The organism is Streptomyces sp. NPDC006265 (assembly GCF_040613555.1).
GTDB lineage: Bacteria > Actinomycetota > Actinomycetes > Streptomycetales > Streptomycetaceae > Streptomyces.
Genome location: NZ_JBEXSH010000340.1, coordinates 1 through 8,600, shown reverse-complemented (window position 1 = coordinate 8,600; position 8,600 = coordinate 1). Strand labels below are relative to the sequence as shown.

The 8,600-nt window shown below is 70.0% G+C and carries 5 protein-coding genes and 2 pseudogenes; 3 read left to right on the top strand and 4 right to left on the bottom strand.

Features of this window, described 5'->3' with window-relative positions; all coding sequences use genetic code 11:
- A pseudogene (locus ABZ281_RS25430) lies at positions 1–390 on the bottom strand (hypothetical protein); the annotation flags it as partial.
- A gap of 83 nt (positions 391–473) precedes the next feature.
- A complete protein-coding gene (locus tag ABZ281_RS25425) occupies positions 474–2,129 on the bottom strand; it encodes an amidohydrolase (RefSeq protein WP_356658995.1) in 1,656 nt (551 codons plus the stop codon).
- 183 nt (positions 2,130–2,312) lie between these two features.
- Here ABZ281_RS25425 and ABZ281_RS25420 point away from each other — a divergent pair, with 183 nt between their 5' ends.
- The gene (locus tag ABZ281_RS25420) at positions 2,313–2,924 is read left to right on the top strand and encodes a TetR/AcrR family transcriptional regulator C-terminal domain-containing protein (protein ID WP_356658993.1); all 612 of its coding nucleotides are present in this window, start codon (positions 2,313–2,315) and stop codon (positions 2,922–2,924) included.
- Between the two features lie 102 nt (positions 2,925–3,026).
- Here the strand turns inward: ABZ281_RS25420 and ABZ281_RS25415 are convergent.
- Together ABZ281_RS25415 and ABZ281_RS25410 are read right to left on the bottom strand one after the other, a co-directional pair.
- Positions 3,027–4,324 (bottom strand): annotated as a pseudogene (locus tag ABZ281_RS25415) (ISL3 family transposase).
- A gap of 104 nt (positions 4,325–4,428) precedes the next feature.
- Complete coding sequence (locus ABZ281_RS25410) at positions 4,429–5,274, bottom strand: helix-turn-helix transcriptional regulator (RefSeq protein WP_356658991.1); 846 nt, start codon at positions 5,272–5,274, stop codon at positions 4,429–4,431.
- A 244-nt stretch (positions 5,275–5,518) separates the two neighbouring features.
- Between ABZ281_RS25410 and ABZ281_RS25405 the strand changes: the two genes are divergently transcribed.
- On the top strand, positions 5,519–6,427 hold the full coding sequence (locus ABZ281_RS25405; RefSeq protein WP_356658989.1) for an NADP-dependent oxidoreductase: 909 nt from the start codon (positions 5,519–5,521) through the stop codon (positions 6,425–6,427).
- A 142-nt stretch (positions 6,428–6,569) separates the two neighbouring features.
- Complete coding sequence (locus tag ABZ281_RS25400; protein ID WP_356658987.1) at positions 6,570–8,456, top strand: AMP-dependent synthetase/ligase; 1,887 nt, start codon at positions 6,570–6,572, stop codon at positions 8,454–8,456.
- The last annotated feature ends 144 nt before the right edge of the window (positions 8,457–8,600 follow it).

The window sequence follows — 8,600 nt, the reverse complement described above, 5'->3', positions numbered from 1 at the left end:
GTCGGAGTCGATGCTCTCGATCGCCCGCCGCGAGAACCCGGGCCTGCGGTTCGTGCGGGGCTCGATGCAGGAGCCGGGGCCGCGGGCGACGTACGCGTAGAACGCTCCCGCGTTGCGGATGTACGGCGTCATCGCGGTGAAGCCGACCGCGAACAGGCACAGCAGTACGCCGACGCCCACATAGGCGGCCGGGGCACCGATGCCCCCGAACAGGATGGCGAGGGGTGCGACGCCGACCATCACGGTGAGGGGTGCGGCCGCGGCGGCGACGTAGAAGACGATGTCGGCGGTGCCCAGGGTGCCGCGCTGGAGACGGGCGCTTGTCTCGGGCCCTGCGGGCTGCAGGGACGGGGGGCGCTGCGCTGTGGAGGGGACGTGGGGTTCGGTCATGAGGGTCTCCGCGTGATCCATGTGGTCGAGGGAGCGGGCGTGGCTTCCAGGACACGCGGGCCCGGCGTGGCGACAACGGACATCTATCGTCTCCCGGTAGCAGCGTGCTCGGAAACGCCGGCTTCGTGGGTGCGTCGGCCGCCGAGCCAGGTGCCCAGGACAGGCAGGCTCGCGAGAGCGGCGGGTGCGGTCTCGACCGGGTCGGCGGCGAGGTGCACCAGGTCGGCGCGCATGCCGGGGCGCAGAACGCCCCGTTCCTTCTCCTCGAACGCCTGGTGGGCGCATCCCGCGGAGTAGGCGGTCAGAGCGGTCTCGATGTGGATCCGTTCCTCGGGGAGCCAGCCGTCCTCGGGGGTCCCGTCGGGCGTCTGGCGGGTCACGGCGGTGGCGATGCCCCGCAGTGGCTCGTGGGCGGTGACCGGCCAGTCACTGCCGAAGGAGACCCGGGCACCAGAGGTGACCAGGGCTGCTATCTGGTATTGCCGCCCGCCGCGCTCCGGGCCGATCCTCGGCAGCGTGAGCTCGGTCATCAGGGGGTCCGACTGCGCCCACAGCGGCTGCATGCTGGCGATCACCCCGAGTTCGGCGAAGCGGGGCAGGTCCGCGGGGTGGATCAGCTGAGCATGTGCGATGACGGGGCGGCGGTCGCGCGGGCCGTTGGCCCGGGCGGCGGCCTCGATGGCGTCGAGGGCGTTACGGACGGCGCCGTCGCCGATGGCGTGGATGTGGGGCCGGAATCCGAGCGCGTCCACCGCGGTGACGGCCTCGGCGAACTCCTGGGGCGACCAGTTGGCGATGCCATGCGAGTGCGGGCAGTCGGTGTAGGGCTCCAGCAAGGCGGCGGTGCCCGACTCGATGACGCCGTCGGCGAAGAGTTTGACGCTACGTGCGGTGAGCAGCCCAGGCGCCGCGCTCTCCACCCGGTCCCGGTCGGCTTCGAACCGCGCGATCCGCTCGCGCCAGCCGTCGGGTTCCAGGAAGAAGGCCAGGTCGGCGCGGACGGGCAGACCCGGTTCGGTGGTCGCGGCGGTGACCCACACGTCGGCTTGGTGCGGCTCGACCCAGGCGTCCTGCACCCAGGTCACCCCCGCGGCGGCGAACCGGGCGGCGGCTTCCCGCAGGGCGGCCACCTGCGCCTCGTGGGACGCCGGGGGGATCAGGGCGAGTACCGGGCTCAGGGCGCCGAACTCGCGAAGCGTCCCGAGCGGTTCCGTGGAGCCGTCCCGACGCAGGATCTCTCCGCCGACGGGATCGGGGGTGTTCGCCGTGTATCCGACGCGGCGCAGCGCCTCGCTGTTCACCCAGGCCGTGTGGTGGTCCATGGTGCGCAGCACCACCGGCCGGTCGGGAACGGCAGCATCCAGCCACCGGGCGTCGAACCGGCCATCGAGTGCCAGCCACGGATCAAAGCCGTCACCGCTGATCCACTCGGCGTCGGGGTGCTCTTCAGACCAGTGCCGTACGGCTTCGACGATGTCCGCAACGTTCTTGCGGTCCCGGACCGGGACCCCGTGCAGCCCCAGCCCGCCCATCACCGGGTGGACATGGCTGTCACCGAACGCCGGAAGCAGTGCGCCGCCGGCCAGGTCGACGACGGTGGTGAGTGGACCGCGAGCGGCCAGCGCAGCCGCCCCCAGGGCGCTGATCCGGCCGCCGACGACGGCGAGGGCCTCGTGAACGGCAGCGCCCGCGAACCCCGTCCGGACGGTCCCACCAGCGAAGACGATGTCGGCATGCATGGGTGTGTCTATGCCCTTCTCTCACCCGCCCGCCTAACTGAAAGGCGTTCGGTTTCGGGTAATGTAGGCGCCTCCCGCGACGACGGGAAGAGTTTTACTGAAACCTATTCGGTAATGTCTGAGTCATCCGGCGCTGAGCGCTCCGACGTGCTCGGACCTGCGACAGCACTGCGAGGAGTCACCGTGGGACGGCCACGCACCCCCCTGCTCGACCGTCGGCGTATCGGCGCCGCAGCGCTGAAACTGGCCGACGGCAAGGGCACCCTGACCATCCCCGCCCTCGCCAAGGCTCTCGGTGTGGCGCCCTCCGCGCTCTACCACCACGTGTCCGGGCGGGACGAGATCATCTCTCTCATGCGCGAGGAACTCGTGCTGACGACCGGCGGCGAGAAGGACTGGTCACAGCCCTGGGAGCGTGGACTGGAGGACTGGGCACGCACCTACCTCGCCGCCTTCGCAGCCCACCCCGGAGCGGTCCCCCTGCTCGCCACCGCGCCCCTGACCGAATCCTTCATGCACGCGATGTACGAGAAGGTCGCCGAACTCCTCATCACGGGCGGCTTCGCCGCAGACCAGGTCATGCCGGTGATCACCGTCCTGGAGAGTTTCATCCTCGGTTCCGCCCTCGACCTGGTGGCGCCATCCGTCATGCTCTCCGACGTCGCCCGCGACACCGCCCCCCACCTCGGCACCGCCCTCGACCACACACCCACCGACCACAGCCGAGCCTCACGTGCTTTCGACATCGGCCTGCGCGCCCTGCTCACCGGCTTCCGGGACCTGCTCGACCAGTGAACAAGGCCCACAGGGCCAGGCGTTAACAGCGGCCGAGAGCGGAGGGACTGTAAGAAACTCGTTCGGCTCTGCCCCCTAATCGGTGGTAACGAAGGGTGACTGTCAGTGCAGGAGGATGCGGTGGCGGAGCAGGTCGAAGCCCGCGCGGCCGTGCATCTGCCTCATGATCCGTTTGGTGCGGGTGTGGACACCTTCGGTCCGCCCGTTGTGGTGCGGGAGGGTGAGGCCGGCGTTGACGGCTGCACCGTCGAGTTCGAGACCGTTTGCAAAGGCGTGGAGGTAGGGCAGCTGGGCCGTGCGGACGCCAATGATCCACGCGGTGAGCTTCTTGCCGTTGCCTGCGGCCGGCGTGAGGAGCTGCGCGAACTCGCGGATGAATGAGGTCAGTTGGGTCATCTCTGGGCAGGCTTTGGTGATCTCGGCGAGGAGACTGGTGTCCTTGTCCCGGAGGTGGTCGGGATGGGTGAGCAGGAGGCGGGCCAGCCATCGCGGGGTGGTGACGGGCCGGTCGCCTTCGGTCCGGCCCGTGGTGTAGCGGTAGAGGAGGTTGAAGCTGCCGGTGTAGCCCTGCTCCTGGACCTTCGGGAAAAGCTGTTTCACGGGGACAGCGGGGTCGGCCGCACGGCGTTCGCGCAGGTGGTCGCGGTAGGGGTCAACCAGGGTGGGCCGGTAACGGGGCGCCCGACGCAGGGCCTGGGGTTCGCGGGTGCGCGCGTAGCGCTTGACGGTGTTGAGGGACAGGTTCATGCGGCGGGCGCATTCGAGCAGGCCGACGCCCTGGCCGAGAAGGTCGTGGATCTGATGCCGGAGTTAGCGGGTGGTCTGCTCGTGGACGCCGGCCGGGCGGGGCGTGTTCGAGGTGGCCCAGCAGGCGCTGTGGGGTGGACCTCGGCCAGCGTCTTCTCGCACAGTTTCTTCCACAGATGCCAGCGGTCGCAGACCTGCACCGCAGCTGGCAGGGCCCGGCGCACGGCCTCCCCGTATGCGTCGGAGTCCCTCGCGGCAGACGATCTCGACGCCGGGGTGCTCGCGTAGTCGCCGTTCTCGAGTGTCGGGACCGCGACTCGGAAGTACGTCGATGCGTTCGCCGGTTTCGGCATCGGTCAGGACAGTCGCGTAGCGGTGGCGGTGCTTGAGCGCGAAGTCACCGACACCGAGGACGCGTGGCACCCGCGCCACGGGCAAAGGCGGGCGAGCCGGAAGCCGCAGTGCGGTCGAGTGGGATATCGCCGAAGCCAGGACACGGGAGAGGCGGGCGCCCGCCCGGCCCGCCAAATCCTTCACCACAGAGCCGAGACCGGGCACTGCACCGGATCGTCCCGACTCCGGGCCCGCACCCGGATGAACTCGCCCTCGTCCGCGACATCCTCGACGACCAGCGACGCGAGTCCCGAAAACACCACGCCCACACGCACGTTGACATCTCACATGCAACGTCAACGATGACCGTCACCCTTCGTACCACCGATTACGGGACAGGGCCGCTCGTTTGACAGCCCCCTTCTTACCGCTGGGGGCATGCCATCGGCGAACCGCTCAGCCGCTTCAACGCGCTCTCCGCGGTGCCGTGGACAGCCGTGAAGACGACCAGCGACTGGCCCTCGTCGCCGGGGAGGGAGAGAGTTTCGTACGCGAGGTCGAACCTCCCGGCCAGGGGGTGGTTGAAGCTCTTGGTGCCGTACGTCTTCTCCCGGACGTCCTGGGCCGCCCACAGGATCCGGAACTCGGGGCTGCGGGCACTGAGCTCGGCGACGAGGTGCCCCAGACGGGAATGGTGCGCGTGACGCGCGGCGGAGAAGCGCAGGTAGCCGATGGTCTGACGGGCGACCTGATCCCACTGCGGGTACAGGCTGCGTGCTGCGGTGTCCAGGAAGATGTGACGGGCGAGGTTCGGTCCGCCAGCCGGCGCACCGGCCAGGCCGGGGACCAGGGCCAGAGCTAGCTCGTTGGCGGCGAGGACGTCCATCCCGGGGTCGAGGACGTAGGCGGGCACGGCACCCACCGCATCCAGCAGCCGACGGACGTCCGCACGGACCCGCCGGGCCCCGGGGGGCGACTCTGCCGGCCGACGCTGCGGAGGGTGCGCCAGATCCTGCAGATGGGCCCGCTCGGTCGCGTCCAGCCGCAGCACGCGGGCCAGGGCATCCAGCACGGCGTCCGAGGGATTGGTCGCTCGCCCCTGCTCCAGGCGCGTGTAGTAGACGGTGCTCACTCCCGCGAGTCCCGCCACCTCCTCGCGGCGGAGTCCCGGCACCCGCCGCCGGCCCAGCGCCGGAACGCCCGCGGCCTCAGGCGTCACGTGCGATCGCCGAGAACGAAGAAATCTCCCCAGTTCACGTGACTGCTTCACGGCTCCCCCGGATCCTCTCGGCACAGTGGGACGCCGTCTGCCCCCGCGCCTCCGGCATCAGTATGCCCTCCCCGGAGCACGCTGCCCTGTCTCCCGCCAGTACCCCCTCCTCACCGCGAAAGGGGGTACTGACGGGGTACTGGTCGGCAGGGGTCCCCCGGTCCACGGTTGAGCTCAGTGCGCACCGCGCACGGCCGTCGCCGCCAGCGGTGTCGGCTCGTTCCCACCCCCTGGAGCATCGGTCATGCGAGCAGTAACCTTCTCCCGCCACGGCGACGAAAGCGTCCTGGAACTGACCGAACAGCCGGTACCGGCCCCCGCGGGCGGGCAGCTCCTGATGAAGGTGCGGGCCGCCGGGGTGAACCCCGTCGACTGGAAGTTCCGTGAGGGAGCGGTCGGCACGGACCGCCCCTTCCCCCTGGGCATGGGCTGGGATGTGGCGGGGACGGTCGTCGCGACGACGACGGCCCACGGCCCGGCTGTCGGTGACGAGGTGTGCGGCATGCTGCCCCTGCCGTACGCCGGCGCCTATCAGGAGTTCGCCGTCCTGCCGGTCTCCGCCGTGGCCCCCAAGCCCGTCGAGCTGTCGTTCGCTCAGGCGGCGGCCGTCCCGCTGGCGGCCCTGACCGCCTGGCAGTCGCTCGGCGCCGCACAGGTGACCGCGGGTCAGCGCGTCCTGGTTCACGGGGGCGCGGGCGGGGTCGGCCACTTCGCCGTTCAGCTCGCCAAGGCACGCGGGGCGCGTGTCGCGGCCACCGCTTCACCGCGCAACCTCAGCTTTCTGCGCCGACTCGGCGTCGACGAGCCCCTGGACCGCACGGAAGACCACCCGCACGCCATCGAACCGGTCGATGTCGTCATCGACACCGTCGGCGGCCGGACGCAGCAGGAGTCGTGGCGACTGCTGCGGCCGGGCGGCGTGCTCATCACTCTGCCGGAACCGATCGACGAGGCGTACCGCGTTCCGGGTATCACGGGGCGGCGCGTCATCGTCGCTCCGGACGGCGAGGCCCTGCGCCACATCGGGCAGCTTATCGACTCAGGAGCAGTCCGCGTCGAGGTCCAGGACGTCCTGCCCCTGGAGAAGGCGGCCGAAGCGCAGCTGATCAGCAGGACCGGCCAGGTCCGCGGCAAGCTCGTGCTCAGCCTCTGACCGGGATCGTGGCGACCCCGGCCGATCCGGCCGGTTCCCAGCCCTTACATGCAGGCAGACTTCCCCATAGTGTGACCACCGCTTGCGAGTTACCTGTCAGTAGACCACTCGAAGATGGGCGCCCCCGGGCCCGGAGGCCAATGTGAGTTCCGCGCAGTTCCTTGTCGACAACCGTCCGGTTTCCGTGGCGCATCTCTTCCTCTCACGAGTCGAAGCCACACCCGGCCAGGAGGCATACCGCTATCCCGTGCCGGCCAGCCACGGCGCTGCCGACGCCGAGCAGTGGCACTCGCTGACCTGGGCGCAGACCGCCGAACGCGTCAGGGCGATCGCGGCCGGCCTGCTGGCCCTGGGCGTGCGGCCCGAGGAGCGGGTCGCGATCTCCTCCTCCACCCGGGTGGAGTGGATCCTGGCCGACCTGGGGGCGATGTGCGCGGGCGCCGCCACCACCGCCGTCTACCCCAGTACCCATGCCGACGACACGGTGTACATCCTCGCCGACTCCGGCAGTCGGGCGATTTTCGTCGAGAACGCCGTCCAGCTGGACAAGGTCGCCGCCGGCATCGAACGCCTGCCCGGGCTCGGCCACGCGATCCTCTTCGACCCCGGGGCGGACCTCCCCCGGGTGGAGGGGCTGGAGGTGCTCTCCCTCGCCGAGCTGGAGAAGCGGGGTACGGCGTACCTGGATGAGCATCCGGATGCGGTCGAGGAGACGGTCCGGGCCATCGAGCGGGAACAGCTCGCCACCCTGATCTACACCTCGGGCACGACGGGCCGCCCCAAAGGCGTGCGCCTGGTGCACGACTGCTGGTCGTACCAGGGGGTCGCTCAGGAGGCCAGCGGGCTGCTGCGCTCCGACGACGTACAGTTCCTGTGGCTGCCGCTGTCCCATGTTTTCGGCAAAGCCCTGATCTCCGGTCAGGTCAGGACCGGCCATGTGATGGCGGTGGACGGGAGGATCGACCGGATCATCACCAACCTGCCCGCCGTCCGGCCCACTCTGATGGCGTCGGCGCCCCGGATCTTCGAGAAGGTCTACAACGGCATCGCGGGCCGGGCACGAGCCGATGGCGGTGCCAAGTACAAGATTTTCCTCTGGGCGGCGAAGGTCGCCCGCGCCTACGCCCGGACGGAACAGGAGAGCAGGGCGGCGACCGGACGGCGCAGGGTGCCCCTGCCGCTCGCCGTGCAGCACGCCGTCGCCGACCGGCTGGTGTACGGCAAGATCCGCGCGGCCTTCGGGGGCAACCTGCGCGGCAGCGTCTCGGGCAGTGCCGGCCTCGCCCCGGACATCGGCTATTTCTTCGCCGGCGCCGGTGTGCACGTCCTTGAGGGCTATGGCCTGACCGAGACCAGCGCGGCCTGCACCGTCAACCCCGCCGACGACTACCGGGTCGGCACGGTCGGCAGACCGCTGCCCGGTACCGAGGTCCGCATTGCCGAGGACGGTGAGGTCCTGTTGCGAGGCCCCGGTGTCATGCGCGGCTACCACAACCTTCCGGAGAAGACCGCGGAGGTGTTGGAGAGCGACGGCTGGTTCCGCACCGGCGACATCGGGGAGGTGGACAAGGACGGTTACGTCCGGATCACCGACCGCAAGAAGGACGTGTTCAAGACCTCGGGCGGCAAGTACGTGGCGCCCACCGAGATCGAGGGCCGCTTCAAAGCCATCTGCCCGTTCGTCAGCAACATCCTGGTCATCGGCGACGGCCGCAACTTCTGCTCCGCCCTGATCGCCCTGGACGAGTCCGCGATCATGTCGTGGGCGGCGTCCCAGGGCCCCGGCGACCGCACGTACGCCGAGACCGTCTCCTCGCCGCAGGTCCGCGAGCTGATCGACGGCTTCGTCCAGCGGGTCAACGGCGACCTGCAGCGGTGGCAGACGATCAAGAAGTTCGCTGTGCTCCCGCGCGATCTCGATATCGAGCACGGCGAACTCACCCCGAGCCTCAAGGTCAAACGGCCCGTGGTGGAGCGCGAGTACGCCCGGGTCATCGACGGAATGTATGAGGGCGCCCGCGAGGCCTGACTCGCAAAGGGCCAGATCACGTCCACCACAACAACAGAGCCGGGGAATACGACAAAGTGTGGCGGTTAGCGGCGCAGATTTGTGGGTTGTACAGGTGGTGGGGCACGAGAGCCCAGCCCCCCCCCCCCACCCCCAGGGAGAGAG

Coding starts and splice junctions, on each gene's coding strand:
- ABZ281_RS25425 (WP_356658995.1), bottom strand. CDS start 2,129: ATGCATGCCGACATCGTCTTCGCTGGTGGGACCGTCCGGACGGGGTTC.
- ABZ281_RS25405 (WP_356658989.1), top strand. CDS start 5,519: ATGCGAGCAGTAACCTTCTCCCGCCACGGCGACGAAAGCGTCCTGGAA.